At 60.4% G+C, this 24661-nt stretch carries 25 protein-coding genes; 16 read left to right on the plus strand and 9 right to left on the minus strand.

Annotated elements, in window-relative coordinates; translation table 11 throughout:
* Positions 1 to 30 precede the first annotated feature (30 nt).
* The 7 genes from GQ56_RS0127285 (at position 31) to GQ56_RS41995 (ending at position 4403) form a co-directional block, all read left to right on the plus strand.
* A complete protein-coding gene (locus GQ56_RS0127285) occupies positions 31 to 717 on the plus strand; it encodes a response regulator transcription factor (RefSeq protein ID WP_031401671.1) in 687 nt (228 codons plus the stop codon).
* 3 nt (positions 718 to 720) lie between these two features.
* Positions 721 to 1791 (plus strand): HAMP domain-containing sensor histidine kinase, encoded by a 1071-nt coding sequence (locus GQ56_RS0127290; protein WP_031401672.1) that lies wholly within the window; start codon positions 721 to 723, stop codon positions 1789 to 1791.
* Positions 1792 to 2056: 265 nt separating this feature from the next.
* Positions 2057 to 2548, plus strand: coding sequence for a hypothetical protein (locus GQ56_RS40240; RefSeq protein WP_152601869.1), 492 nt, complete (start codon positions 2057 to 2059; stop codon positions 2546 to 2548).
* Positions 2549 to 3018: 470 nt separating this feature from the next.
* On the plus strand, positions 3019 to 3195 hold the full coding sequence (locus GQ56_RS47265; RefSeq protein ID WP_081894982.1) for a 3-keto-5-aminohexanoate cleavage protein: 177 nt from the start codon (positions 3019 to 3021) through the stop codon (positions 3193 to 3195).
* A gap of 16 nt (positions 3196 to 3211) precedes the next feature.
* Positions 3212 to 3355: a hypothetical protein gene (locus GQ56_RS47270; protein ID WP_161788583.1), complete on the plus strand. Its 144-nt coding sequence runs from the start codon at positions 3212 to 3214 to the stop codon at positions 3353 to 3355.
* Between the two features lie 137 nt (positions 3356 to 3492).
* Positions 3493 to 3843, plus strand: a complete 351-nt coding sequence (locus GQ56_RS41990) for an EthD domain-containing protein (RefSeq protein ID WP_161788584.1) — start codon at positions 3493 to 3495, stop codon at positions 3841 to 3843.
* A gap of 161 nt (positions 3844 to 4004) precedes the next feature.
* Positions 4005 to 4403, plus strand: coding sequence for a DUF3331 domain-containing protein (locus GQ56_RS41995; RefSeq protein WP_075123035.1), 399 nt, complete (start codon positions 4005 to 4007; stop codon positions 4401 to 4403).
* Positions 4404 to 4464: 61 nt separating this feature from the next.
* Here the strand turns inward: GQ56_RS41995 and GQ56_RS0127310 are convergent, their stop codons facing one another.
* Complete coding sequence (locus tag GQ56_RS0127310) at positions 4465 to 5391, minus strand: LysR family transcriptional regulator (protein ID WP_043301676.1); 927 nt, start codon at positions 5389 to 5391, stop codon at positions 4465 to 4467.
* A gap of 266 nt (positions 5392 to 5657) precedes the next feature.
* On the opposite strand from GQ56_RS0127310, the gene GQ56_RS0127315 reads away from it, so the two are divergent.
* From GQ56_RS0127315 to GQ56_RS0127340, 6 genes are all read left to right on the plus strand, one after another.
* Positions 5658 to 6638, plus strand: coding sequence for a VOC family protein (locus GQ56_RS0127315; RefSeq protein ID WP_031401676.1), 981 nt, complete (start codon positions 5658 to 5660; stop codon positions 6636 to 6638).
* 56 nt (positions 6639 to 6694) lie between these two features.
* Positions 6695 to 7831 carry an FAD-dependent oxidoreductase gene (locus GQ56_RS0127320; protein ID WP_043301677.1) on the plus strand — a complete coding sequence of 379 codons (1137 nt, stop codon included), beginning with the start codon at positions 6695 to 6697 and terminating at the stop codon, positions 7829 to 7831.
* A 15-nt stretch (positions 7832 to 7846) separates the two neighbouring features.
* Complete coding sequence (locus GQ56_RS0127325) at positions 7847 to 8773, plus strand: BKACE family enzyme (protein ID WP_031401678.1); 927 nt, start codon at positions 7847 to 7849, stop codon at positions 8771 to 8773.
* 68 nt (positions 8774 to 8841) lie between these two features.
* A complete protein-coding gene (locus tag GQ56_RS0127330) occupies positions 8842 to 10017 on the plus strand; it encodes an alpha/beta hydrolase family protein (RefSeq protein WP_031401679.1) in 1176 nt (391 codons plus the stop codon).
* Entirely contained in the window at positions 10014 to 10790 is a 777-nt protein-coding gene (locus GQ56_RS0127335; RefSeq protein WP_031401680.1) for a cyclase family protein, read from the plus strand. Before GQ56_RS0127330 ends, GQ56_RS0127335 begins: the two co-directional genes overlap by 4 nt.
* 167 nt (positions 10791 to 10957) lie before the next feature.
* Positions 10958 to 11908, plus strand: a complete 951-nt coding sequence (locus tag GQ56_RS0127340; RefSeq protein WP_052007350.1) for a SphA family protein — start codon at positions 10958 to 10960, stop codon at positions 11906 to 11908.
* Between the two features lie 138 nt (positions 11909 to 12046).
* Here GQ56_RS0127340 and GQ56_RS0127345 read toward each other — a convergent pair whose 3' ends face one another.
* The 6 genes from GQ56_RS0127345 to valS all read right to left on the minus strand — a co-directional run bounded on the left by GQ56_RS0127345 (position 12047) and on the right by valS (position 19598).
* Positions 12047 to 12976 carry a CPBP family glutamic-type intramembrane protease gene (locus GQ56_RS0127345; protein WP_031401682.1) on the minus strand — a complete coding sequence of 310 codons (930 nt, stop codon included), beginning with the start codon at positions 12974 to 12976 and terminating at the stop codon, positions 12047 to 12049.
* A 195-nt stretch (positions 12977 to 13171) separates the two neighbouring features.
* Positions 13172 to 14185 carry an asparaginase gene (locus GQ56_RS0127350; protein ID WP_031401683.1) on the minus strand — a complete coding sequence of 338 codons (1014 nt, stop codon included), beginning with the start codon at positions 14183 to 14185 and terminating at the stop codon, positions 13172 to 13174.
* A 260-nt stretch (positions 14186 to 14445) separates the two neighbouring features.
* Entirely contained in the window at positions 14446 to 15390 is a 945-nt protein-coding gene (locus GQ56_RS0127355; protein ID WP_031401684.1) for a hypothetical protein, read from the minus strand.
* A gap of 35 nt (positions 15391 to 15425) precedes the next feature.
* Positions 15426 to 15620 carry a hypothetical protein gene (locus tag GQ56_RS44775; protein ID WP_152601871.1) on the minus strand — a complete coding sequence of 65 codons (195 nt, stop codon included), beginning with the start codon at positions 15618 to 15620 and terminating at the stop codon, positions 15426 to 15428.
* Between the two features lie 633 nt (positions 15621 to 16253).
* Positions 16254 to 16637 carry a hypothetical protein gene (locus tag GQ56_RS0127360; RefSeq protein WP_031401685.1) on the minus strand — a complete coding sequence of 128 codons (384 nt, stop codon included), beginning with the start codon at positions 16635 to 16637 and terminating at the stop codon, positions 16254 to 16256.
* Between the two features lie 381 nt (positions 16638 to 17018).
* Positions 17019 to 19598, minus strand: a complete 2580-nt coding sequence (valS, locus tag GQ56_RS0127365; RefSeq protein ID WP_031401686.1) for a valine--tRNA ligase — start codon at positions 19596 to 19598, stop codon at positions 17019 to 17021.
* A 966-nt stretch (positions 19599 to 20564) separates the two neighbouring features.
* Between valS and GQ56_RS0127370 the strand changes: the two genes are divergently transcribed.
* On the plus strand, positions 20565 to 20867 hold the full coding sequence (locus GQ56_RS0127370) for an H-NS histone family protein (protein WP_031401687.1): 303 nt from the start codon (positions 20565 to 20567) through the stop codon (positions 20865 to 20867).
* 241 nt (positions 20868 to 21108) lie between these two features.
* Complete coding sequence (locus GQ56_RS0127375) at positions 21109 to 22026, plus strand: LysR family transcriptional regulator (protein WP_031401688.1); 918 nt, start codon at positions 21109 to 21111, stop codon at positions 22024 to 22026.
* 48 nt (positions 22027 to 22074) lie between these two features.
* On the opposite strand, the gene GQ56_RS0127380 is transcribed toward GQ56_RS0127375, so the two are convergent.
* A complete protein-coding gene (locus GQ56_RS0127380) occupies positions 22075 to 22980 on the minus strand; it encodes a LysR family transcriptional regulator (RefSeq protein WP_031401689.1) in 906 nt (301 codons plus the stop codon).
* A 182-nt stretch (positions 22981 to 23162) separates the two neighbouring features.
* Between GQ56_RS0127380 and GQ56_RS40245 the strand changes: the two genes are divergently transcribed.
* Positions 23163 to 23774 carry a TetR/AcrR family transcriptional regulator gene (locus tag GQ56_RS40245; RefSeq protein ID WP_161788585.1) on the plus strand — a complete coding sequence of 204 codons (612 nt, stop codon included), beginning with the start codon at positions 23163 to 23165 and terminating at the stop codon, positions 23772 to 23774.
* Positions 23775 to 23884: 110 nt separating this feature from the next.
* On the opposite strand, the gene GQ56_RS0127390 is transcribed toward GQ56_RS40245, so the two are convergent.
* Positions 23885 to 24628, minus strand: a complete 744-nt coding sequence (locus GQ56_RS0127390; protein WP_043301678.1) for a siderophore-interacting protein — start codon at positions 24626 to 24628, stop codon at positions 23885 to 23887.
* Positions 24629 to 24661 lie beyond the last annotated feature (33 nt).

Raw genomic sequence — 24661 nt, forward strand, 5'->3', positions numbered from 1 at the left:
GATCCCATGATCAATCCCGACCAATCTTCCATGACCGCGGTGCTACTGGTCGATGACGACGCCGAACTGACCGGTATGCTGGTGCAGTACCTTGCTCATGAGGGTTTTGCGGCTGAAGTTGCGCACGATGGGGAGGCGGGTGTGGCTGGCGCGCTCTCGGGGCGGTTCGCCATTGTCGTTCTCGACGTGATGATGCCGCGCCTGACCGGTATCGAGGCGCTTCGGCGCATTCGCTCGGCGAGCAAAGTGCCGGTCCTCATGCTGACGGCCCGAGGCGATGACATTGACCGCATCGCAGGGCTCAATCTCGGCGCGGACGACTATGTTCCCAAACCTTGCACGCCCGGCGAACTCGTTGCCCGTCTACGGGCGATTCTGCGCCGCGTATCCAGTACGGATGCATCCGGTATCGGTAGCCCGATCCACACTGGCCAACTTGTCCTGTGGCCTTCCAGCAGGCGCGCTACCTGGCAAGGAGCAACGCTCGACTTGACCGGGACGGAGTTTAGCCTGCTCGAGATCCTGGCGCGTCATGCCGGGCGGCTCGTCAGCAAGGAGGACATCTCGCTGCAGGCGTTTGATCGGCCGTTGGCACGTTTTGACCGTCGCATCGATGTCCATGTCAGCAGCATCCGCCAGAAACTGGGGCAACGCGCTGACGGGCAGCCGTGGATTGTGAGCGTACGCGGGATGGGCTATCAGCTTCTCACTGACTAAATGATGCAAATGCCCCTCGGACGCCTGTTTTGGCGAGCGTTTCGCTTGCTGTGGCTTGCCATGGTGGCAGCATTCGGATGCGCGGGCGCCTATCTTTCCGCGACAGGACACAATCCCCCGCCGTCGGGCGCGATGCCTTGGATTTTACTCATCCCTGGAATTTCGGGAGCCGTGGTAGCACTGCCATTGGCTTTCATGATGGCGTGGCATTTGTCAAAACCGTTGCGCCACCTCAGTTCGGCGCTGCGCGACGCGGCGCGGGAGCGATTCGAAGTTCGTGTTTCCCCCGCGCTTGGTGCCCGACGCGATGAGTTCTCGGACCTCGCGCGCGAGTTCGACGACATGGCCGCACGTCTTCAGCAGGCCGCGGTACAGCAACGCCAACTCTTTCACGATGTATCGCACGAACTGAGATCGCCGCTGGCGCGCATTCAAGCCGCGATCGGACTGATGCAGCAAGACCCTCATTCGGCCGAGGCAATGGCCGGGCGCATTACGCGGGAAACCGAACGGCTGGACCAGTTGATTGAAGAACTCCTGACTTTGCACAAGCTGGAAGTGGGAGCGATGAATCCTGTCCGCGAGCGCGTGGATGTCGTGGAATTGCTGGCCGATATTGTGCAGGATGCCGCGTTCGAGGCACAGGGGCGTGGTTGTGCCGTGACATTGGACGCATCGGACGGCTTTGTGGCAGATGTCGTTGGGGAGCCGCTCTATCGCGCATTTGAGAACGTCGTCCGCAATGCCGTCAAATACACCGCACCCGGTACGGTCATCGAGGTGTGCGCGCGCAAGCTCAAGCCATCTCAATCTACCCATGATGGCGCGGAATGGCTCGAGGTTACCGTATGTGACAGAGGGCCGGGTGTACCGGTGGAGTTGTGCGAAGAGATTTTTGAGCCTTTTCGGCGTCTTGAGCCGTACCAGCGCGACGAGGCCACCGCGGTGCCCGGGACGGGGTTGGGGCTGGCCATTGCCCGGCGCGCACTGATTTTGCACGGCGGCGATATTCGCGCCATGCCCCGCGACGGGGGCGGCCTCGCCGTAACCATTTCCCTGCCGAGCAAGAGATGATCGTGCGCTGCACTTTTATTTGAGTATCGAACGCCGTGGGTGCTGTTCGTTGATAACTCCGGAATGGTTTTGTCTATTTAAATATATCGTATTAATTTTAATTTCTGACGATGGATGCATCGTCTCCATCTCGTTTTGGAATTCGACTTTTCGGGGCGTCATGGAGCTTTCACATCGGACGTTACGAAATCGGTTCGAACAGCCGGTTCATGCTCGGTAGTCTATTCGAGTCTGGCCGGACCAACCAGGCATAAACAGGACGGAAATGACTCGGAGCTCACGTATCAAGCGCAAGCCCCTTACGAAGGCGCAACTGTTGCCGTTGAGTAACGCGAATGTCAGGACATTGTCGCTGGAGGCGCATGTTGCGCTCGCAGCCGTTCGCAGCGGACAAGGTGGAGCAATTCAGGTTGGACATCTTGCAAGAACAGTCTACGTAACATTTTTTCTTTTGGACTCGACGGCCGAAGGCATGGACGTCGAACTGTTTCAGCGAGCCGAGAGCGTCGTTGACCAATGTATCGAACGCGCATCGAGTCTCGGAAAATGGTTCGTGCCGGAGGAAGATCTTGCGTTGTTTGAGCGATTGTTGAAACTGTATGACGCGCAACTGGAGGCGGTGCCGGCGTACCGGTTCTCCGAGGCGATCGGACAGTTCCAGCGAGCGATGATCGATAGCCTCCGGCGCCCATTTGATTCGGCGGAGCGGGCGAGGCTTGAATTCACGATAAGCGAACTTCGGGCCCAGATGAAATAGTTTGATCGCCTGGTGCGGCGCGAGCAGGTCTGGAGTCGCGCGCCGTCGAATCCTTCGCATGCGTTGCGCTTCCGACTACGGGTCGTCTCGCCTGTCCGGGCGGCGTTCCGCTCTATTGCACTATTGCACCGCGCACGATCACGGACATGCAGGCGCTGCTGGATGGCATCGCGCCCGTGCGACGTCCCAGATACGCTCGATCCCCACGAGGGGGTGTGCGGAATCGGCGTCATCCTCAGTGCCGAACGGACGAGCAGCATGCCCTCTCGATCGCGGTACCTTCGGTGCGGTTCGAACGGTGGAGGGTCGTCATCCCCTTCGATACATTCACGCGATGAATGCCTCACATTGAAACAATCAAGTTGAACCAGGAACATGCCCGGCCCATGATTGCTACTACCAAGGCATAAGTGGCCCGCGCCACCAGATACTGGAGACGGTATTCAAGACTACGCATACACACACCGACCATGTCGGAGCATCTGCAGCTTTCGCCCACGGGAATCACGGAGCAGGCAATCGAGGCTGCCGAGGCCGGGGCGGAGATACGCCATCTGCATGCACGTGATTTCCGTGCTCGTTGCAGGCCGCCACCAAATGTCTCTCCTTGCGGCAGGTGCCGTGTTTGGTGGAAACGTTCGGGTTGACCTCGAAGATGGCCTGTTGCTCGATCTGACCGACGCTTCCGAACGCGGGAACGATGACGGCTGGAACCTTGCAGCGCTGCAGGTCAAAGCCGACCGTTCTTATGGATCCCGGCGTCACGCATCGCACATTTTCGAGATTATTGATAACGCCTTTCTCTGAAAGGCGGTAGTAATTGGGGGCATGGCGAGCGACGCGAAGCAGAAATTTTCCGCTTTCCTGCAACCGTGCCGGAGCGTAATTTCGAAAGCACTAGCGCGCTATCCCGACCGTCTTTTTTAAATGGATGACGAGTTATGATGAAGCTGATCATTGCTGTAAAGAGAAAGCCTGGTTTCACGCGAGAACAATTTATCGAGTATCTCAGTGAGACGCATGCGGCCATTGTTCGAGGTTGCCCGGCAAGTCACCGATATGTTAGAAAATATGTACAGAGTTATGCGCTACAGATCGGAATTGACGGGAAGCCGATGGAGCCATCGCTCCAGGAGTACGATGCCGTATCCGAGCTGTGGTTCGATTCCATTGAAGATGTGAAGTCGTTTTTTTCGGATCCGGAATATTTGGCCTCGGTTCATCCGGATGAGGCGCGCTTCTCGGATAGGGATAAATGCGTCTTCTTTATCACCGAGGAGCGTCAAATAATCTGAGGAACCCCGCTCCGGGTAGCTCGGAAGTGCCGCGAGCGTGTTCGCATGCATTTAAACGAGCCGGATTCCGCGATGCCCGGTACGAAATCGATTAATTTGATATGGAGTTCTTAATATAATTCTGGATTGCGGTGCCGAAAAATGTTTCAAGGAGCGCTGACATGAGCGACAGTGCCGGGCCATGGCTCGTGATCGTCGCTGCGATAGGCGGGTTCGACATGCCGTCGGTATCGTCGGACATATCGCGTCGCCAGAGTGTCACGCGCGACCGACTGCCGTCGCCGGACGAGACGGTCAATCCGACAATCAGCGTGCTCGAACGCCCGACGCCCGACACGGTGATGATTTCGTGGTGCGACGCATGCACCGGTCGCTACGGGTATCAAAAATGGCGGCTGCTCACGACACGCAAGCGCGGCGTCTGCGCCCTGTCGAGACAAGCGATCGCGGTCGGCGACCGCGTCTACGTTCCTCAACTAAGGGGATCCCGCCCGGGCAACGCGGCAGCAATGATACTGGCGTGCTATCTCGACAGGGCTCGGGCGCCCGCGGCACCTTGAGGTCAAGCGACGGGAACTGCCGTTCACGTTCGTTCCAGCGCTCGACTGGCAGGAACTCGCTTCAACGCGTGCGCTTGCTCGACGGCAACGCGCGAGCGACCGATGTGATCTGTTCTCTGAACCACGAAAGCGCCGAATCATGTTGCTGGTATTTGTGCCACTGGATGGTCTCCGTCAGCTTGGGCAGCGGTACCGGGCATGGCAAAACCCTCAACCCATACGACGGTGCGATAGCGCGAGCGAGTCGCGTGTGAAGCGTCGCAATCCTGTTGGTTCCCACCAGCAGCCGCGGAACAAGCGTAAAACTGGGCGCGATCACCTCCCGCCTGCGTTGCATGCCGCGTTCCAGCAGAACCGTCTCGTCGATTGTATGTAACCTGTTGATCCCCCATTGAACAGCGACATGTCCGAGCGACAGGTACTGTTCCTTGGTCAGTTTACCGGTGACTTCATCGTTTCCTTCCCAGATCAGGCAAGAGAAGGTGTCCTCAAAGAGTTTCTCGGAAGGATGGCCTGCGGCGTTGAAGAAGTCCGGGACGACCAACATCTCGACGTCTCCATTCTCGAGCTTTTCGCGCGAGTTCTCGGTGAGTACCGACAGTTCGATCAGCATGCCTGGCGCAGACTCCCACACCGTGCGTACCACGTCGGCCAGCAGGATCTCGATGACGTAATCGGACGCCTCGATTCTGATCCGTTTCGTTGACGTCGAGGGATCGAAGGTCGGTCTTACGGTCGTGATTGCCTGAATCCTGAGGAGTACGTCTCTCACCGGCTCGACGAGTGTCTCGGCGAGCGGCGTCAGCACCATCGACCTGCCCACGTGCACCAGAAGTTCGTCGGAGAAAAACTCGCGCAGACGAGCCAGGCCGTTGCTGGTCGCCGGTTGGCTCAGGAACACGCGCTGGGCGGCCCGCACGACGCTCTTTTCTACAAGCAACGCGTCCAGCAGCACAAGTTGGTTCAGGTCTAACTTGTTGAATCGCATGGCGTCATCCCCTTCGATGCATTCACACGATGAATGTATCACATTGAGACAATCAAGTTGAGTTGAGGGAGTGTCCGGCTCATGATTGTCACCACCAAGACATAAGTGGCTCATGCCACCAGATACTGGAGACGGCATTCATGATTGCGAATACCCCCACCTGATCTCGGCGTCACTCGCCATCCCCTCCGTGTTGCTCTCGAAAAATGGCATGCGTTTCCACGCAGGCCATGGGGCACGTTCGTCTTCAAATTTAGGTCAATGCCATGACTATTATTGGAATCAAATCGCTCGTTTACGGCGTCGAGGACGTCGCGGAATGCACGCGGTTCTTCGAGGATTTTGGACTGCCGCTTGCGATGATCAATGCCGAGCAGTCGATTTTCGATCTCGCGGATGGATCGAGCGTGATTGTTCGGAACCTGGAAGACAAACGTCTTCCGAAGAGTGCTCTTGCAGGTCCAGGCGTGCGCGAAGTCGTATGGGGCGTCGACAACGCCGCGTCTCTCGAGACGTTGGTTGCGAGCCTTGCGGTTGATCGGGAGGTGGTCGTCGACCAGCAAGGAGACGCGCACTTTCTTTCGGATTGCGGATTGCCGATGGCACTGTCGGTTTTCCACAAGCGATCCGTGGCAAACGCTCCGGACCGTCTGAACGCACCGGGCGTCGTCAATCGGCTCAACACCCATCGTAAATGGCGCAAGCGCGCCCATCCCAAGACGATCAACCATGTCGTCTTCGCCGTGAAAGACTTCAAGAAGTCGTTCGCATTCTTCCGTGACAGGCTGAACTTTCGTCTGACGGACTACCAGCGCGGTTTCGGTATCTATTCACGCGCGGCCGGAAGCAACAACCATCACAACCTCTTTCTGCTGGACGCAGCGCTACCGTTTCCCGGGCTCGATGGTCAGCCGAGATTTCACCACGCGAACTACGGCGTCGAAGACATAGACGAGATCATGACCGGCGCGAACTACATGGAGCGCAAGGGATGGCCGAAATCCTATCTCGGGCTCGGGCGGCACCGTATCGATTCCGCACTGTTCTTCTACCTGCCCTGCCCGACGGGAGGTGAAGCCGAGTACGGAGCAGACGGCGACTATATCGACGACGCGTGGGTGCCTCGTGAGTGGACTGTTCCTCTCTTCGGGTACGCACACTTTGTCCATAACCTCCCGGAATGGCTGCGCGATGCCCCGGAGTGGGAGTTCAAGTATCTGAACGCGCGCGGCGAACTGCCCGAATAAACCTGCAGGAGCGAATGGAGAGGTGACGACAGTTCGCCTCCCGGAGGAGATCGATTGTGGAAGATGTCAAGAAAGTCCTGATTGTAGGCGGCGGTATCGCTGGACTCACCGCGGCGGTGGCGCTCAAGCGCCGGAACATCGAGGCATTGGTGGTTGAGAAGAACCCGGACTGGTCCGTGTACGGTGTCGGAATCATTCAACCGTCGAACATGCTTCGTGCATTGCGCAGCATTGGCCTCGGTGACAAATGCCTTGCCGCGGGGCGCGGCTTCAACGGGTGGCGATTTTGTGATCCGGATGGCTGCGTGCTCGCCGAGGCGGCAGAGTTCAACATCGCCGGGCCCGGCTATCCCGCCGCAAACGGAATCACCCGCCCCGCGCTCCACAAGATCCTGACCGAAGCCGTGCTTGAACAAGGCACGGAAGTTCGTCTCGGCGTCACCGTTCAGACTTTGCGTGACGATGGAGAGGGCGTCGAAGTGCTGTTCACCGATGGGACGCTTGATCGCTTTGATCTCGCGATCGGCGCGGACGGTGCCTATTCGAAGATGCGCGCGATGCTCTTTGGTGACGCGATTCAGCCGAAGTACACCGGTCAGGGCGTATGGCGATACAACTTTCCGCGTCCCGAGGGTTTCGACTGGGGCTCGATGTACTTTGGTCGAAAAAGTAAAGCCGGTCTCGTGCCGCTCACCGAGTCGACGATGTATCTCTTCCTGGTGACAGCCGAAGAGGGCAACCCCCGCATGCCTTCCAGCGAACTCGGCGCGTTGCTGCGCGAACGTATGCAGGAATACGGCGGCCTGCTTGCCGACCTGCGTGAGCTCGTCACCGATTCCTCTGCCGTTGTGTACAGGCCGATGGAAGTCGTGATGTTGCCCCGGCCGTGGCACCGGGGCCGGGTTCTCCTCATCGGGGACGCGGCTCACTCGGGCACACCTCATCTCGCCGAGGGCGCCGCCATGGCAATCGAGGATTCGATCGTGCTGGCCGAGATGCTCGAGGGCATGACGGACATCGACGCAACACTGAATGCCTTCTGGGCGCGGCGTGCGCCACGTGCGCAACTTGTGTACGACACCGGCATCCAGCTTGGCGAATGGGAACAAGCCGAATGGAAAGGCCAGCCGCTCGGCGGAGCGGCGCACGAAGCTTTTACCCATGCATACAAGGTTCTCAGCGAACCGGTCTAACCGAACGAGGTAACGATGAACAAAGTCATTGTCAGCTGTGCAGTGACGGGCGCGATACACACCCCGACCATGTCGAAGCATCTGCCGCTTTCGCCCACTGAAATTGCGGAACAGGCAATCGAGGCTGCCGAAGCCGGGGCGGCGATACTCCATCTGCATGCACGTGACCCGAAAGACGGTAGACCAACCGCCGATCCCGCCGTCTTTCAGCAGTTCGTGCCGCAGATTGCCCGGTCGACAAATGCGGTGATCAATATCACGACGGGTGGCAGTACGAGCATGTCGCTGGCTGACCGGCTGGCCTATCCGCTCGTCGCAAAGCCTGAAATGTGTTCACTGAACATGGGCTCGATGAATTTCTCGATCCATCCGGCAGCGAGAAAGATCAAGGATTGGCGCTTCGACTGGGAGAAGCCCTACGTGGAGGGCACCGAGGACATCATCTTCCGCAATACGTTCAGGGATATCCGAAGAATCATCGAACAGCTCGGAGCGTGTGGAACGCGATTCGAACTCGAATGCTACGACGTCGGTCACCTCTATAACCTCGCGCACTTTGTCAACGAGGGGTTGATCAGGCCGCCGTTCTTCATCCAGTCGATCTTCGGCATTCTGGGTGGCATGGGCCCGGATCCCGAGAATCTGAGCGTGATGCGTTCGACCGCCGATCGATTGTTCGGCAGGGAGAACTACCGCTTTTCCGTGCTCGGCGCAGGTCGCCACCAAATGCCTCTCCTTACGGCAGGTGCCGTGTTTGGCGGAAACGTTCGGGTCGGCCTCGAAGACAGCCTGTATCTCGAACGCGGAAAACTGGCGACGTCCAACGCGGAGCAAGTACGCAAGATCAGAAGAATCCTCGAGGAGCTTTCGCTGGAAGTGGCGACGCCTGATGAAGCCAGAGAAATGCTGCATCTGAAAGGTGCCGCGCAGACGTCGTTCTGATTTGAACTTGGCGCCAGCGCACGGCAACGCTTGGCGTCACCATTCTTCCCGACTTTGTAGAGACAGACATGCTTGAATATTTCCCGACCAACTACGTGTGGAACCTTGCCACGAACCTCGCCCTGATGATGGGCGGCAACACCGGTGAAATCGACGTCATTTGCCGCAAGTTGATCGACGCGTCCAAACGCGGGGACGACGACGGTACGGAAGCGTTCTTCGACGCGTGGTGCGCGCAGGCGGACACGCTGGTGGAACTGGCCAATGAAGATATCGAGAAGGGGCGGTCGCTGAGCGCCGGAAAGAAATTCGGCCGGGCCGCGATCTACTATCTCACCGCCGAGCGCGCACAGAATCGAGAATATGCGCCGCGACGCGTGGCCTATTCAAAGATGCTGGAGTCCTTCGACAAGTTCACGAAGCTCAATCAGGAGAATTGCGAGCGCGTCGAGATCCCGTACCGCGGCAAGGTGCTCGCCGGTTTGCTCGTCAAGGCCGACCGGCCCGACGGCACGCCGTCGCCGTGCATCGCGCATTTCAATGGGCTCGACAGCACAAAGGAGATGATCTACGGCGCGGGTATCGCCCAGGCGCTTGCCCGCCGGGGCATCTCGACACTGATGGTCGATCAGCCAGGCGTCGGGGAAGCGCTTCGCCTCCACGACTTGCATGCGATCGTCGAGAGCGAGGACTGGGCCGGGGCGGTTGTCGACTTCCTTCAAACGCGCGAAGAAATCGACGCCAGCATGATCGGCGTGTGCGCCTGGTCGTTGGGCGGCTATTACGCTCCGCGAGCCGCCGCCTTCGAAAAGCGCTTCAAGCTTTGCGTCGCCTGGGGCGCCAACTTCAACTGGGGTGAGTTGCAGCGCCGTCGCCTCGCGCGGGAGGGGGACAAGCCGGTACCCCACTACTGGGAACATGTTCAGTGGGTATGGGGCAAGACATCGCTGGACGAATTCATGGCGTTCGCCCCGAGCGTGACCCTCGAACACGTCATCGACAAGATCACCGTACCGTTCCTCGTCACCCACGGAGCCAACGATCGCCAGATCCCACTCGAGTACGCACATGCACAGTATGAAGGGGCGGTGAACAGTCCGAAGCGCGAGCTGAAGTTCTTCACCGAGAGGGAGGGCGGCATTGAACACGTCAGTGCCGATAACGTCGAAAACGCTCGCGACTATATCGCGGACTGGATCAGCCAGACATTTCGCGAACTCGGTGCGACTGGAGTACGTACATGAGTCAGCGAATCATCGATCTTTCGATCTACCTCGAAAATGACGTGGTGTCGGACCCGCCGATCTATCGGCCCAGGATCCACTACATCGACCACAAGATGTCGGTTCCCGACCTCACCGGTTTTTTCCCGGGGTTGATGCAGGAGGATTTGCCGGATGGCGAAGCATGGGCAATCGAGCGGATTGAACTGATTACGCACAACGGCACACACCTCGATGCGCCTTACCACTTCGCTACTACCATGGACGAAGGAGAGCGTGCGCTCACGATTGACGAAGTGCCATTGGAATGGTGCTTTCAGCCGGGCGTGAAGCTGGACTTCCGGCACTTCGAGGATGGTTATGTCGTGCAGCCCGAGGATGTGAAAAATGAGCTGGCACGCATCGGCCATACGTTGAGGCCGTTGGAAATCGTCCTCGTCAATACCTCGGCAGGCAAACGTTATGGCGAAGACGACTACGTGAGCGCGGGATGCGGGATGGGCGCCGACGCAACGCTGTACCTGCTGGAACAGGGTGTCAAAGTCACCGGCACTGACGGGTGGAGCTGGGATGCGCCGTTCGTGCACACGAAGGAGAAATACGCCGCGACGGGCGATGCTTCCCTGATCTGGGAGGGGCATAAGGCGAGCCGGCTCAAGGGCTATTGTCACCTCGAGAAGCTCCATAACCTTGAGGTGCTTCCGCCGAGTGGCTTCAAGGTCACCTGTTTCCCCTTCAAGATACGGGGCGGCTCCGCTGGCTGGACTCGCGCCGTGGCGATCCTGGAAGAGTGAACCGGAATCGTCTTTATAACTGCATTCCGAATTATTGAATTCGGAATGCAGTTGCAGTAAAAAAATATCGAATCTTTCCGAATCAAGTGGCGGGGAATCTGTTTCCCCTGGCTCCAGGCCAGTCGCCGCTTGAGTATCGGGCGAGAATAAATATATTGGAGACTTTGATGATCAACAGTAAACTTGAAGCGACAGTTGTCGTTTTGCTCGCGACCGCCTGTGCGGGTGCCATTGCAACGGAGAACGGACAGCAAAGCTATCCCCTCGGTGTAAACACGGTTCTGGACGGTATCTTGCCGTATCCAGGGACTACGCAGTTTTATAACTACACCGTGTTCTATACCGCGAACCGGTTTGCAGGTTCGAATGGCGGGAGTTCGATTCCCGGCTTTAAAAGCAACGTATTTATTGATAGCCCACGGGTGCTGCACACCTGGAGTCCGATGTTGGGACCGTTCACCATGACGTCCGGAATCGTGGTTCCGGTGGTGCATGCGAACGTAAGTGTATTTGGATCGAGCGATTCCCGATGGGGCCTGGGTGATGTAGTCGTGCACGCGATGACGCTCGGATATGCGGACCCTGCGCACTATTTCTTTTCGGCGTTTGCCTTCGATTTTGCACTTCCTTCCGGGAAGTTTTCTCCGAACCATGTTGCCAATACCGGCATAAACTCGTACGCGTTCATGCCGAACATCAGTGCGACCTATTTTCCGTTCGAGAAAGTCGAGGTATCGGCGACTGCCGGTTACGAGATCAATTCCCCGGACCGTGACACAGGCTACCACTCGGGGAACGTTGCTTTCCTTGACTGGGTAGCAGGCTACGCCGTGACGTCGAAGCTGCAACTCGGCGTGCAGGGGTATGCGCTGAAACAGACGACGGACGACACTCTAAACGGCGCTGCATACGAGGGTGGATTTCGCGGAAGAGTTTATGCAATCGGTCCGCAGGTCAGATTCGACTTCGCCCAGTACTCAGGCATCGTTTTCAAATGGCAGCATGAATTCGGTGCCCGTAATCGCCCTCAGGGGGACAGAATATGGCTGGAGTTGACTTTCCCGATCGATGGCAAGGTCGCGCAGTCCAGAGGAGCAAGTCAATCCGATTCACGGTGAGGGCGACGACACGTACGTTGCCTATTCAAAGCGACCGGCCGGGATCGAGCGGGGCCGCTTCCGGTCGTACAGCTCGATGTAGTTGCCGATGGTGCGCCGGGTGTGGCCGACCGTCTCGTCGTCGGCTTCGCCGGCGTTCTAGCCGGACGCCGGCAGCTTTGCCGGGAGGGGTTCGGTTGGCGAGAACCAGCCTCCCGTTATTTGCAGAACCCCGTACATTGCCCCAAGAGGCAATGCGCCTTTCAGGATCGCGAGGGAAATCCAGTCATACGTTGTGATCGTCGTGGCGACCTGCATATGATGTACCGGACCCGTGAACAATAGTAATTTCAAGACCACACATATATTCATCGTCGAATGTGCGCCGATGGCAAGCTCGAGGCGTTGATCGCGCAGGCACAAAGCGGACAACCCAAGCGAGGTCGCCAGCATCAGCGTCTTTATTTTCAGATCATATTGTGTATGGAAGGCGGCAAACAGGATGGCGACGAGTGCCGCGGCCAGCGCCGGCATGCGTACATGCTGGCCGATGGTCTGGGTCAGCCAGCCCCGGAAAAACAGTTCTTCCGCGAACGCAAGGAACGGAATGGCGATGATCGCAACAACTGCCGCAAAGATCGCGCTGGCGGCAGGCCGTTCAAAGTGATCGAGGGGAATCGTCCAGGCGCCATATCGCGTCGAAATGTACAGCGACATGGCAGCGATACCGAGCAGGTTGGCAGGCAGGTACAACGCCGCGCCAACGAAGCATCGACGAACGCTGAACGTCAGATCGGTGGAAACCAGCGAGAGAAAAGGGCGTTTCAGGATGATTTTGCACGCCAGCCAGAGCCCGAAGATGCATACGAGGGGATTTGCCGCTCCGCTCACGACGGTGGTGCCGACGTCCGCGAGATGAACATGTTTCAGATAGATCGACCAGCCCGTAAAGGTCAACATGAGCGATGTGCCCAGAACGCTCAGAAGCACGACCAGCAGGATGGTCAGAACAGCGGCCTGCCAGCCGCGTCGCCCCGTTTTTGCGAGATCGATAAAAGCACGCGAAGAAGAATCAAGCTCGAGTCTCATGGATACTGTTCACTTGAAACAACGTTTGTTTCAGGCAGTGCACCTGCGAAGCCCGGTACTTGCCTGAAACGGACGTTCGAAGCGTTCAACGCGGGAGCCATCCGGGCGGGATCGAACCTTCGTCCGAAGGCGCCCGTGGAAACAGGCAGCGCGAGCGGCGCTGCAACACATCGACGCGCGCAGGGTGCCTGCGTGCTACGCGCGACTCAGGTGCAGCATCGTTTTAAGCTGGCCTACATCCGTTCCGCGGAGATTGCGCAGCCTTGGATTGTCCCAGCGGGCGAACGCCGGGACGTTTTCATCGTCGACGAGCCCGATTTCCCTCAGGACGGCAACCGCACTTGCGTAAAGCGCCGACAGATCGCCATCGGCAATCTTGATGGCGATCCCCAAACCGAGGCTCTTGACTCCAATGACGTATGTGCCGTCTACGCCCACCTTGCCGACACAGTCCCCGCCGGTCGCTCGCGCAATCGCCAGATCGCAGCGGCCGGTCCCGGAAACCATTTCCGGGTGCGCTGCCATCGCCGCGAAGATCTCGGACAGGATGGCGTCTTCCTTTGCGCCTCGTCCCGATGCACCGGATGCGAGGCGGGCCCACATCGTCGCAAGCCGTGACAGCGGCATGCCGATGTTGGGTGCGCTGCATCCATCCGTGCCGAACCAAAGCTCCGACGCCCGCAGCCCCGAAAGCTGCTCGATTTCCCGAACGATCCCTTGCTGCAAAGGGTGAGTGTCCGCAACGTAGTCCGTGTGGGTGTGACGATGCAGGCAGCAATACCCGAGGAATCCCGCATGTTTCCCGGAACAGTTGTTGTGTCGTTGATCGAAGCGGCTTCCGGCAGGGGGCAGGTTGTCTTCGCCGTACTGAATCGGCATATGCACCCCGCAGCGTAGATCCTGCTCCGACAAGCCGATCTTCGAGAGCATCGAGTCGACCGCGGCAACGTGGAAATCCTCGCCTGAATGACTACCGCACAATAGCGCCACTTCCGGGTCGGAAAAGCCGAAGTGGGCCGGCCCCTGATCCCGCACGAACGGAATTGCCTGAAAAGGCTTGATCGTGGAACGAGAGAATGCATAGGCATGGGGATCGCCACACCAGGCAAGCAACGCGCCTTGGGCGTCCGTCACTGCGACCGACCCCCAGTGACTGCGCTCGACATGGCCATTGCGCATGGCCGTCGCTAAAAGAATGTGATTTGACATGATGGTGTGTTCGTCGTGCATCGCCGTGAAGATGCCATCGGTCGCTCAACCTGCCCCGGACGCCGATACGTGCCGATTGTCGATGACGATGATCCAGGCGGCAATGTCGAACGGCCTTTCGCAGCCGAATGCCGATGGGTGTGGCTGTCTGTCGCCGACCCTCGACGGTCGCCGGCCATTCTCGTCAGGGCAGCCTTTGGCCGGGCGTTGACATCGCCGCTGCCCCCGGGCCCCGCATGGGGGCCCATGACGCGGCGCCGTCATCGGCCGTTGCGCCTGAAGGTGAACGCGGTGCCGCCGCAGCATTTGCCGTCTTGCAGGTAGACGTCGAAGGTCTTGTCGACGACGGCGTAGCTGACCGTCACGACGTCCACGCCGTCGTTCGGCAGATAGGTGCCCGACATCGCAGGCACGAAATCGATTGCGTCGCGGGCGAGCAGGTAGAGATGCTCGTCATGGACGGTGGTGGCGGGCGACAGCATCTTCAGGTCGTCTTCCACGACGCTGTCGTGGGGCTGGTTGATCTCGTACTGCATGCCCGAATCACGGTAGGGAATCGACAGCAGCACCTTGCCGTCGACGCTCAGACGCACGGCGAGCGAGGCGTCTACCGTGACCGTCATGCTGTTGAGCCGGTGCAGGTCGTCGCGCGTCAGGCTGACGTCCGAGAACTCGCGACGCGCCATTTCGATGGACGACACGTTCGATTTCCAGCGGCCCTTGTCCCGCCACGATTCCCACATGCCGTTGGCGCCCCCCGAGCCGCTGATGCTATCGAGCCGGTAGGTGCCGATCGCCTGCTTGAGAATCTCGCGCTTCGAGCCGATGATGATTTCCGAGGTCTGATGCGCGTCGACGGGCAGTTTCCGGTCGCCGCGGGCCGATGTCCACGTACCGCCGAGCGTGTCGCCGGCCACCTTGCCGACGAAGGTGCCGGTGCGTTTGCCGGTGTCTCCGGTCTCGTCCATCGTAAAGGCGCCGGATGGGTCGATCGTGCCGTTCACGTAGATGTCATTGCGCTTGCCGGCGTAGCGATAGCTTCCCGAAAGCCTGCCGTCGACATTCTTGAGATCCATCGTGAATGCATAGCGATCGCCGAGGCGGCCGGCAAATGTCTTGTGGAAATACTGGGGCGCGGCCAGCGCCGTGGTCGCGGTCATCCAGGATAAAAGCAGGGCGGCGAACCGCAGGGCGTAACGGAACATGGAGCGTCGTCGGTATGGGCGGTGGCCCGATTGTGTCACGCCTTGCCGATCGGTGATGGGTGGCCGCGCGCGGAAATCGCCTGGCCGGGAGGGTTTGCGGGGTAGGGAGCGTCGGCGATTCCGGACCAGGCTTTGCCGGACAGACCGTTTCCGGCCGATTGTCGACGTATGCGTTGAATTTCAGCCGGTTCGAGCATGACTTCGTCACGACCACCCAAAAAAAGATCCATCGCAGACCTGCCGACTATCCGGCCGCCCGGTTCCTCGTGAATCGGATGTGTAGCGCAAATGCCCGGTGCCTCAGGTTTTGCGGAAAACTTCGATTCCCGGAAATCTCCCGCAGTATCTCGTCTATCTCGTCGTCAACGGCCAGACCTTGCTCCAGCCAACCAATCGCCAGATCACACCAGTACGGTAATGGCCATCGTAGCCCTGCCATAACGACTTCACGAGCAGAATCGATGTCCGACGAGAATGCCGCCAGGGGGCGTTCAAGCGGCCTGACTATCGAGGGCGAGTTCATCCCGAAGCGTGATTGGTTTTGGTTGAAGAGGTTGCGTACAAGGCGAGCCTGATCGATTCTCGTTGGTTCAGGCAACCAAGTCGACTGACCGATTGAATCCGCCGCCGGCCTCCGACCGTCGGCACTGCCGCTCTGCGCGGCCGGGGCGGCACCCGGAGACAGCGGGCGCCGTCCCGTTGCTGCCGGTCGGGCCGCTGCAGTTCCAGCGATGGGTGTCGAAGCACAATGGTCACTGCGTTGGCGGATCGGTCGGAGCAACGGAGTGCCGGGCGCACCCCGTGACTGACCTGATTCCAGCCCCGCGCCGGGCGCGACTCGAGACGCCAACGGCAAGCGACGGTCAGAGATCCCCGCGGACTTCACCGGTTCCCAGCTCGCTCCGCTGCCGGTTGACTTCCGCCCAAAGCTCGTCGCTGTCGTTCTCGCGCAGCAGGACCATCCAGTCCAGTTGATCGTCGGTCACGCCGAAGTATTCCAGGATTTCCAGGCGAACCGCATCGACGAACTGCGCGTATTCCGGGGACGCCTGGGCCTGCGCGTGCAACGCGTCGTATGCGGCGTCGTCCGCGCCGCTGCCGTGCTCGTCGATGTAGCGCGAGATCCACTGGTCGCGTTCGTAGTCGTAATCGGCCTCGGCGCGCATCGCTTGCGCAGCCGTGTAGAAATCCAGTTGGGCAAACGCGGCGATCGCCGCCGTTGTCGCCGCGTCGAATGTAGTCGTCATTCCATCTCTCATGTTGATCATGACGCATCATCTCACGGGCCGCACGGGTCGCACGGGCGGCAGGGCGCTCGTTTGGCTGCATGGCAAGCACCGTGATGAAAGCAATCGGGTGCGGTAGATCGCAGAACACGCTTCGAGCGCCAGACCGGCCGCGGGTCGCGAGTGGCTCATCAGGGCCGGGCAATCGTCTCTGGTGATCGATGGAAGCCAACGGTGGATTCAACGCCGGCCGCGCGGCCTCGTACACCGCCCGCCCCCCGTGAGCGGTTGCCTCGAACGCCGTCACTCCAACGTCCGAGGCAGCTCACGCGAGCTTCAGCAAAGCTGCATCGCGATCACAACGGCGCCATCCATCGAACAGAGGCCATCGGGTGACATTTTTCAGGCAAAAGCGATGCTGATCTGAAACGACTCCGAGGCAACCATTTCGATCCGATCCACCTGTCCGGCGCGACACAAATCGTGCTCCACCGATCGCAAGAGCGCCAACCGTTGCGCCGAATCGCTGACGGTCATGCTGGCGATACCCGCTTTCATCGACAGCTTCGATTCCGATTTGGTCCGGCGAATCTCCCGCAAGACATCGGAGACCACGTCGATCGTGGCGACGATTGCCTCCGGTCCGGCGAGCGCCTCAAGCAAGCCGGCGTCCGGCCACGGAGCGCGATGGACCGACGTCGCATTCCACCACGACCAGCTTTCCTCGGCGGCAAAAGGCAGGAACGGCGCGAACAGCCTCTGGAGGACCGACATCGATTCCGCCAGTGCCCGATGCGCGGACGCCGCCCCACCGCCGGTGCCGTGCGCCCGGCTCTTCACCAGTTCGACATAGTCGTCGCAATACCACCAGAAAAAGGCTTCCGTTTGCTCGATCGCCTTGCTGTAGTCGAGAGAGGCCAGCGCAGCCGTGGCGAGTTCGACGACCTTCGAGAGGCGCCCGATCATTGCGCGATCCAACGCCTCCGTGAGACCGTCGCCGGGAGTGCAGGCAAAGCCGAGCGCGAACTTCGACACGTTCAAAAGCTTCAATGCCAGCCGCCGACCGTTCTTCATCTGCGTTTCGTCGAACGCGGCGTCCATGCCCGGACGCCCCAATGCCGCCCAGTAGCGAACGCCGTCGGAACCGTACGTGTCGAGCAGCGCAAGCGGCGTCACCACGTTTCCCTTCGACTTCGACATTTTCTTCCGGTCAGGATCCAGAATCCAGCCGGACAGCATCGCGTTCTTCCACGGCAACTGCTTCGTTTCCAGATGCGATCTGACGACTGTCGAAAACAGCCATGTCCGGATGATGTCGTGCCCCTGTGGGCGAAGATCCATGGGAAACACGCGTTCGAAGCAGCCATCGATATCTTCCCAGCCCGCCGCGATCTGGGGCGTGAGGGAACTCGTCGCCCATGTATCCATGATGTCGGTTTCCCCGATGAATCCCCCGGGCTGTCCTCGTTGAGACGCGATGAACCCCGGCGGAACATGTGACTGAGGGTCGATCGGCAGCGTGGACTCGTCCGGGCAGATGGGCGCGCCAAAATCCGGCAGGCCCAGCGAATCGAGCGGATACCACAGTGGAATCGGCACGCCGAAAACCCGTTGACGGCTTATCAACCAGTCTCCGTTCAGGCCGCCGACCCAGTTCGCATAGCGGCTTCCCATGAAACCGGGATGCCAGCCGAGCGCCTCGCCCGACCCCAGAAGCTCGTCTCGCAGCGCGGGGTCACGGCCGCCATTGCGCAGATACCACTGGCGCGTCGCGATAATCTCGAGCGGGCGGTCACCCTTCTCGAAGAACTTGACGGTGTGCGTGATCGGCCGCGGCAAACCGGTCAGATCGCCGCTCGACGCCAGCATTCCGACGATCCGGCGACGTGCTTCCGCCACCGTGCAGCCGGCGATTTGCAGGTACGATGCACGACCCTCCGGCGATTCGATCCAGTCGGGCGCGCCGCGCTCCAGGCGGCCGTCCTTGCCGATGACGGCGCGGGTCGGCAAATTCAGTTCGCGCCACCAGATCACATCCGTGAGATCCCCGAAGGTACAGATCATCGCGAGGCCCGTTCCCTTCGCGGGGTCGGCAAGCGCATGCGTCATCACGGGGATGTCGATCCCGAACAACGGACAACGGACCCGGGCGCCGATCAACCGGCGAAAACGCTCGTCCCCGGGATGCGCAACCAGCGCGACGCATGCCGGTAGCAGCTCCGGCCGGGTGGTGGACACGATCACGTCGTTGCCGTCGACGTCGATAAAGCGGAGATCGTGATAGGCGCCGGCGATATCGCGATCTTCGAGTTCGGCCTGGGCGATTGCGGTCTGGAACGTCACGTCCCACAGGCACGGAGCCTGCTGGCTATAGAGCTCGCCGCGTTTCAGATTTCGCAGCAACGCACGCTGGCTGGTGCGCTGCGCACGTTCGTCGATCGTCGCGTAGGCGAGGCTCCAGTCGACCGAAATACCGAGGCGAATGAACAGATCGCGGAACGCGACCTCGTCGATCTTCGTCAACCGATGACATAGTTCAAGGAAGTTGCGCCGGCTGATCCGGGCAAACAACGAGCGCTGCGACGGTGCGACATCAGGCGCGCAATAGTCCGGATGATATTCGGCTTCCGGATCGCAGACGACGCCGTAGTAGTTTTCGACGCGCCGCTCCGTCGGCAGGCCGTTGTCGTCCCAGCCCATCGGATAAAAAACCGTCTTGCCCGTCATTCGCTGGAAGCGGGCAATGATGTCGGCATGGGTATAGCTGAACACGTGGCCGACGTGCAGCGAACCTGAAACGGTCGGAGGCGGGGTGTCGATCGAAAAGACGGATTGACGGTCGGCCTGCCGGTCGAACGCGAACGTGCGATCTGTTTCCCATTGCCGAGTCCAGCGGGCTTCGATCCCGTCGAGTGTCGGCTTGTCGGGAATGCGGTGGGTCGATGGACGCGGCGATTCCGGAGAAAGTAGTGGGCTCTTCATTGTGTGTCGGCACAGATAAGGTGACGAGTCCACGTTTGCGCAACGACCGGTGCGACTCGCGACATGAGCGAGCGCAGCGCAGGCCGGTACGGCAAACGGGGCGGGCGGTATTCAGGAACGTGGGGCAGACTGCACGCCAGCAAAGGCCGTCGTCAGCGAAGGCTGGACTGGCTTGCGAAAACGGCGCGCAACGGCACGAGCGACTGCGATATCGGGCGACGGAGGGAAGAGCCAGCGACGGAAAAACCGGCTGCAAAGAGATCCAATGAACTTGCGAGTGCCACTGGATGAAGCAGTGCGCAATGACAGATGCGCTTGAGGCGGGATTGGGTGAAGCAGTGACGCTGTTGCAGCGCTTAGCGCGTCGCTACGTTTAACGGTGACATAGCATCCTCCGGAGGTAAATGGGAGAAAAGGATTGTTCCGGCTTGTGGCGCGGACGTATTTTTATAACCGATTCCCGTCATTCCCGCAACAGCTGCGCCTCTTGAAAGGTGTGACGAAAGTCAGCGGCGGTGAGTAATGGCGCGCATCGTCGCGCTGAACGAGGATCTCTACGGCAATGGATGCCGGGGGATGGGGCAGAGGACGACAGGAAGCGATGCCGACGTCAGGCGGGCTCTACGGCGGTTGCCGGATCAAGCCAGGATTTCGTCGTAAGGAAAAGCGATGCGCTGGGTTATAAGCGTGGCAAACAAGCTTCCGTCCGTATGGGGCGCCGTCGATATCGCGGATATCGAATTAAAAGAGCGCTACGGAGATAAGTGGAAGCGCGCTGCCCTTTCCCTGATTCAGCGGGTGTTTCGGACAAGTTCGAAGATTGGGGTAATCCCGTGTTGCCGTCTTATGGAGATAAAACGCGGGATGCGAGGGGAGAAACATGAATACGTTGATTCTGTACACCTCAATAGATGGCATAATAAGCGGCATCGCGCTTCGCGATCAACGAAACAGGGAGATCGATTCATGGCAACGAAAAACTACAAGGAACTGAAGGACCAGCTTGCGAAGCTGCAAGAGGAAACCGAGACGGCACGTGTCGCTGAACTGGAAGCCGTGGTTGCCGACATTCGCGTAAAAGTGGCCGAGTACGGCATTACGGCCGAGCAGATCTTCGGTCGTCAACGCGCAAGCAAGGGCAAGACGGTTTCTGCGCCGGTTGCCGCCAAGTACCAGAACCCCAAGACGGGCGAGACGTGGAGCGGGCGCGGGCGAGCGCCTGCCTGGATCAAGGACGTGAAGAATCGCGATCGCTTTCTGATCGCATGAGCAAAGGGAGCTGCGGCTCCCTTTTTCTTTGGGCGTGCGATCGGCGGCAACCTGCTGCCTTGATAAACGAACGCAAACTGCGTCGCGCGGATCGGCATGCGGCCTGCTGGAGTCGGCACCGCCGCGCGAACGAATCAGGGCGCGGATCAGGCGAGGGCATAGGTTGCTTTCCACACTCGAATCGCGGATGATTTTCGGGTAATGCGAATGCAAGGCCAAACCTGTTTCGTCGTTTAAAAAAATGGAATCCACCGACCTTAATCTTCTGCTTGCGCTCGATGCCATGCTGACTGAAGGCAGCGTCACCGGCGCAGCGGAGCGTCTGAATCTCAGCGTACCGGCCATGAGCCGAACGCTCAATCGCGCCCGGAAGATGGTCGGCGATCCGCTGTTCGTCCGGGCAGGGCGCGGGCTCGTGCCGACGCCGCGCGCCGAAGAATTGCGCGAAAGCGTGCACGACGTCATCCAGCAAGCGACCTTGTTGCTGCGTCAAACCGATACATTCGACTTCAGGAATTTGCGCAGGACCTTCACGATTCGCGCGGACGACGGCGCGATCAGCACGATCGGCCCCGATGTCCTGAATACCCTCAAGACCATCGCGCCGCTCGTCACGCTCAGATTCACGGCGCAAGGCAGGCAGGATGTCGTCGCGCTTCGCGAGGGCATGATCGATCTCGACATCGGAGTCATCGACGACCTGGGGCCGGAGATCGTCCGGCAGACGTTGCTGCACGACCATTTCGTCGCGGTCTTTCGCGCCGGCCACCCGCTTGCGAAGCTCAAGCGGCTCTCGCCGAAGGAGTTCGTGAAGTATGAACATGTCACGGTCTCCCGTCGCGGTCTGTTGAACGGGCCGGTCGATATCGAACTCGGCAAGCATGGCCTGTCCAGACGCATCCAGTCCGTGGCCCCCACCTTTATGGAAGCGCTATCGATCGCGCGACATACCGACCTCGTCGCAACAGTTGCTTCGCGCCTCACACAAAACGCGCGCGCCGACATGGCGTTTCGCGAGCTGCCGGTTCCCACGCCGCGCATCACGATCTCCCAGGCGTGGCACCCGCGCTTCCAGGCGGACCCGGGGCACCGTGCGCTGCGCACCCTCATCCATCGCATCTGCCAATCCGGAAACGGACGAACGCCGCCGGCGCGCTGACTGTGCGCGCATGCAGCCCGTCGCGCCACACCGTCGGCGACGTGCGGGCTAAGCAGGCACGGACGAACACATCTCGTATATGACGCGCCGCAGCCACCGATGTGCCTGATCGCTCTGGAGCCGGGGGTGCCATGCCTGGACGATAGCCACCGGTTCGAGCGGAACGGGAATGGCAAACCTGCGGACCCGCACGCCCATTTGCTCGATACTCCACGCGACGTGTTCCGGAATCGGCAGGATCAGGTCGGACGAACACAGCGCGAAAATCGCCGAGTAGAACGTCGGCACCACAAGCGACACGCTTCGCTCGAGGTTGCATTCAACCAGCGCCGTGTCGATCGGCCCCGCGGTGCGGCCGCGGCGGGACACGCCGATGTGTTCGTAAGCGACGAAGCGCCCGGGGGTGATCGCCTCATCGAAGATCGGATGATCGTTGCGTGCAAGCCCGACGAAGCGCGTCGAAAATAACGACTGGACATGCACGTCGGCGCCGGGTTGCCGCATCGCGTCGATATGGAGATCCGCCGTGTCGTTTGTCAGCACGTCGACTTCCGCATCGGTTTCCGGCATGAACCGCAATACGCAGTGCGGCGCCTCCTGCTTCACCCGGTCCAGCAATCTGCCGCCGAACGACCCGGTAAACGTATCGCTCGCATAGAGGTTGAAGTGGCGCTGCAGCGCGCTCAGCTCGACCTGGCGATCCGGCTGCAGGATCCGGGTCGCCGTTCGGACGGATTCCCGGACCTGATCGCGCAGCGCGATCGCCTTCGGCGTGAGCACCATGGATCGGCCCACCTTCACCAGTATCGGGTCACCGACCACGCGCCGGATGCGTCCCAGCGCACGGCTCATCGCGGGCGTACTCAGCTCCGTGCGGCGAGCGGCACCGACGACCGACCCCTCATCGAGCAACGCGTTCAGGGCAATGAGAAGGTTCAAGTCCGGCAGCGGCATGGCAGTTCCTCGTCGATACGCAGATCGCGCTGCGCAATGTGTTGCGTGTTGCATGTCGTGCAAAGCTGCGCTGCGCAAGACGGCATTTACCCGGGCGCACGCGTGCGCGGAAGATGATGCGTCAATCGGCTCGCCCGCCTCGTGGTCGAAGTCGGTCAGCAAGCAGCCCAAAGCAATGCGTCATGAAACACGATCCATTTTCGGCCGTTCATATCAGAAAGGTGCCTCGTCAGCGGCGCTCCTCCAACACGGTCGACCTCATCCTCGCGACCGCGCGCCGGCTCTGGTCGGAACGCGGGCCGCGAGGCTACACGACCAACGAAATCGCCCGCGTCGCGGGTATCAGCGTCGGGTCGCTCTATCAATACTTTCCGAACAAGGACGCGGTCCTTCATGCGCTGGTTCAGCAAGAGCTGGAACAACTGATTGACGCACTCAGTTCACACCATGCGTGGCAACGCGAGGGTTCCGGTCTGCACGACCTGATACTCGCGCTGGTCACGCATCGCGGCCGCTTCGTCACCGTCCAGAAAATGCACTGCGCGTGCGCTGACGCATCGGGTCCCGCACACGTCGGCGAACTGCTCGCCGGGATCCACGACGTTTTCGTGAGCGCCCTCGAACGCGACGAGTTCGTGAGCGATCTCGAGATTCGCACCGTCGCTGTCGATATGGTCGCCATCATTCATGGCATGCTCCGAGCCGCGAACCCGAACCCTGCCGACGACGCAACGCAGCTGGTTGAACGGATCGGGCGAGCGGTGTTCGGCTATCTGGAAGCGTCGCGGCGATGATCGACGATCGGCCGGCGCGTGAGCGCCGTACGCGACGCGACAAAGCGACAGGCTTTCGGTAGCGAAGGTCGGGGGAGCGCAGCAGCAACCGGAGCCCCGACCGTGAGCGGTCAATCCCGGTGGTCGGCCGCGCCTACTTTCCAGTAACCCTTGCAGCTCAGACGCTGGCGGTCCAGGAACCTGCGCTCGAGCCAATAGGCGCGCCAGCTCTTGACCCATTCCGCTTCGCCCGCCACCCAGACCTGCCCCGGCCCGCCCAGCGCGTCGATCGTCGCGATTGCGTCGTCCGACGCGCGAAGCGACTCCGCACGATCGAGATCGTGACGCCACAGGATCGTCAGGTCGGCGTCCGAGCGCACCACCTGATGGTCCGACGCGTCGTGCACGACAAACAACCCTGCCGCGTATGTCTCTGCCGGCAGGCTTTCCAGAATGGACAGTGCGGCGGGAAGCGCGCTTGCGTCCGCCGCGAGCCAGACCCAACGCGAGTCCGGCAGCAGCGCGAAGCCGCCATTGCGCGGCCCCGCGATGTCGACCTGGTCGCCGCGTCGCGCGGCGCGGGCCCAGGCCGAGACCGTGCCGCCATCCCCCGCGTCGCCATGCAGGACGAAATCGATGTCCAGGGTGCCGGCCGCCGCATCGACGCGACGGATCGTGTAGGCCCGGCCGGCGCGATCGGGCGGAAACACCTTGACCCACGCGGCCGGCGAACGGACGCCGTCCGATTCGAGCCATGCCGCCAGGTCGGGGCCGCCCAGCACCAGGCGACGCATGTGAGGGGTGATGTCGAGCGCGTCCAGCACGATGGCGCTGATGCGGGCACGCGGCGAACGGCGAAGAAATTGAAGATCCATGATTGCGTTCCGTGAATGAATTGACAACGATCG

The organism is Burkholderia paludis, from assembly GCF_000732615.1.
In the GTDB taxonomy this organism is placed as follows: Bacteria; Pseudomonadota; Gammaproteobacteria; order Burkholderiales; family Burkholderiaceae; genus Burkholderia; species Burkholderia paludis.

What these genes read in the sequence shown, in the direction of transcription:
- GQ56_RS0127285 (WP_031401671.1), top strand. Translation starts at nt 31, where the DNA reads ATGACCGCGGTGCTACTGGTCGATGACGACGCCGAACTGACCGGTATG.
- GQ56_RS0127290 (WP_031401672.1), top strand. Translation starts at nt 721, where the DNA reads ATGCAAATGCCCCTCGGACGCCTGTTTTGGCGAGCGTTTCGCTTGCTG.
- GQ56_RS40240 (WP_152601869.1), top strand. Translation starts at nt 2,057, where the DNA reads ATGACTCGGAGCTCACGTATCAAGCGCAAGCCCCTTACGAAGGCGCAA.
- GQ56_RS47265 (WP_081894982.1), top strand. Translation starts at nt 3,019, where the DNA reads ATGTCGGAGCATCTGCAGCTTTCGCCCACGGGAATCACGGAGCAGGCA.
- GQ56_RS41990 (WP_161788584.1), top strand. Translation starts at nt 3,493, where the DNA reads ATGAAGCTGATCATTGCTGTAAAGAGAAAGCCTGGTTTCACGCGAGAA.
- GQ56_RS41995 (WP_075123035.1), top strand. Translation starts at nt 4,005, where the DNA reads ATGAGCGACAGTGCCGGGCCATGGCTCGTGATCGTCGCTGCGATAGGC.
- GQ56_RS0127310 (WP_043301676.1), bottom strand. Translation starts at nt 5,391, where the DNA reads ATGCGATTCAACAAGTTAGACCTGAACCAACTTGTGCTGCTGGACGCG.
- GQ56_RS0127315 (WP_031401676.1), top strand. Translation starts at nt 5,658, where the DNA reads ATGACTATTATTGGAATCAAATCGCTCGTTTACGGCGTCGAGGACGTC.
- GQ56_RS0127325 (WP_031401678.1), top strand. Translation starts at nt 7,847, where the DNA reads ATGAACAAAGTCATTGTCAGCTGTGCAGTGACGGGCGCGATACACACC.
- GQ56_RS0127330 (WP_031401679.1), top strand. Translation starts at nt 8,842, where the DNA reads ATGCTTGAATATTTCCCGACCAACTACGTGTGGAACCTTGCCACGAAC.
- GQ56_RS0127335 (WP_031401680.1), top strand. Translation starts at nt 10,014, where the DNA reads ATGAGTCAGCGAATCATCGATCTTTCGATCTACCTCGAAAATGACGTG.
- GQ56_RS0127340 (WP_052007350.1), top strand. Translation starts at nt 10,958, where the DNA reads ATGATCAACAGTAAACTTGAAGCGACAGTTGTCGTTTTGCTCGCGACC.
- GQ56_RS0127345 (WP_031401682.1), bottom strand. Translation starts at nt 12,976, where the DNA reads ATGAGACTCGAGCTTGATTCTTCTTCGCGTGCTTTTATCGATCTCGCA.
- GQ56_RS0127350 (WP_031401683.1), bottom strand. Translation starts at nt 14,185, where the DNA reads ATGTCAAATCACATTCTTTTAGCGACGGCCATGCGCAATGGCCATGTC.
- GQ56_RS0127355 (WP_031401684.1), bottom strand. Translation starts at nt 15,390, where the DNA reads ATGTTCCGTTACGCCCTGCGGTTCGCCGCCCTGCTTTTATCCTGGATG.
- GQ56_RS44775 (WP_152601871.1), bottom strand. Translation starts at nt 15,620, where the DNA reads ATGGATCTTTTTTTGGGTGGTCGTGACGAAGTCATGCTCGAACCGGCT.
- GQ56_RS0127360 (WP_031401685.1), bottom strand. Translation starts at nt 16,637, where the DNA reads ATGACGACTACATTCGACGCGGCGACAACGGCGGCGATCGCCGCGTTT.
- valS (WP_031401686.1), bottom strand. Translation starts at nt 19,598, where the DNA reads ATGAAGAGCCCACTACTTTCTCCGGAATCGCCGCGTCCATCGACCCAC.
- GQ56_RS0127370 (WP_031401687.1), top strand. Translation starts at nt 20,565, where the DNA reads ATGGCAACGAAAAACTACAAGGAACTGAAGGACCAGCTTGCGAAGCTG.
- GQ56_RS0127375 (WP_031401688.1), top strand. Translation starts at nt 21,109, where the DNA reads ATGGAATCCACCGACCTTAATCTTCTGCTTGCGCTCGATGCCATGCTG.
- GQ56_RS0127380 (WP_031401689.1), bottom strand. Translation starts at nt 22,980, where the DNA reads ATGCCGCTGCCGGACTTGAACCTTCTCATTGCCCTGAACGCGTTGCTC.
- GQ56_RS40245 (WP_161788585.1), top strand. Translation starts at nt 23,163, where the DNA reads ATGAAACACGATCCATTTTCGGCCGTTCATATCAGAAAGGTGCCTCGT.
- GQ56_RS0127390 (WP_043301678.1), bottom strand. Translation starts at nt 24,628, where the DNA reads ATGGATCTTCAATTTCTTCGCCGTTCGCCGCGTGCCCGCATCAGCGCC.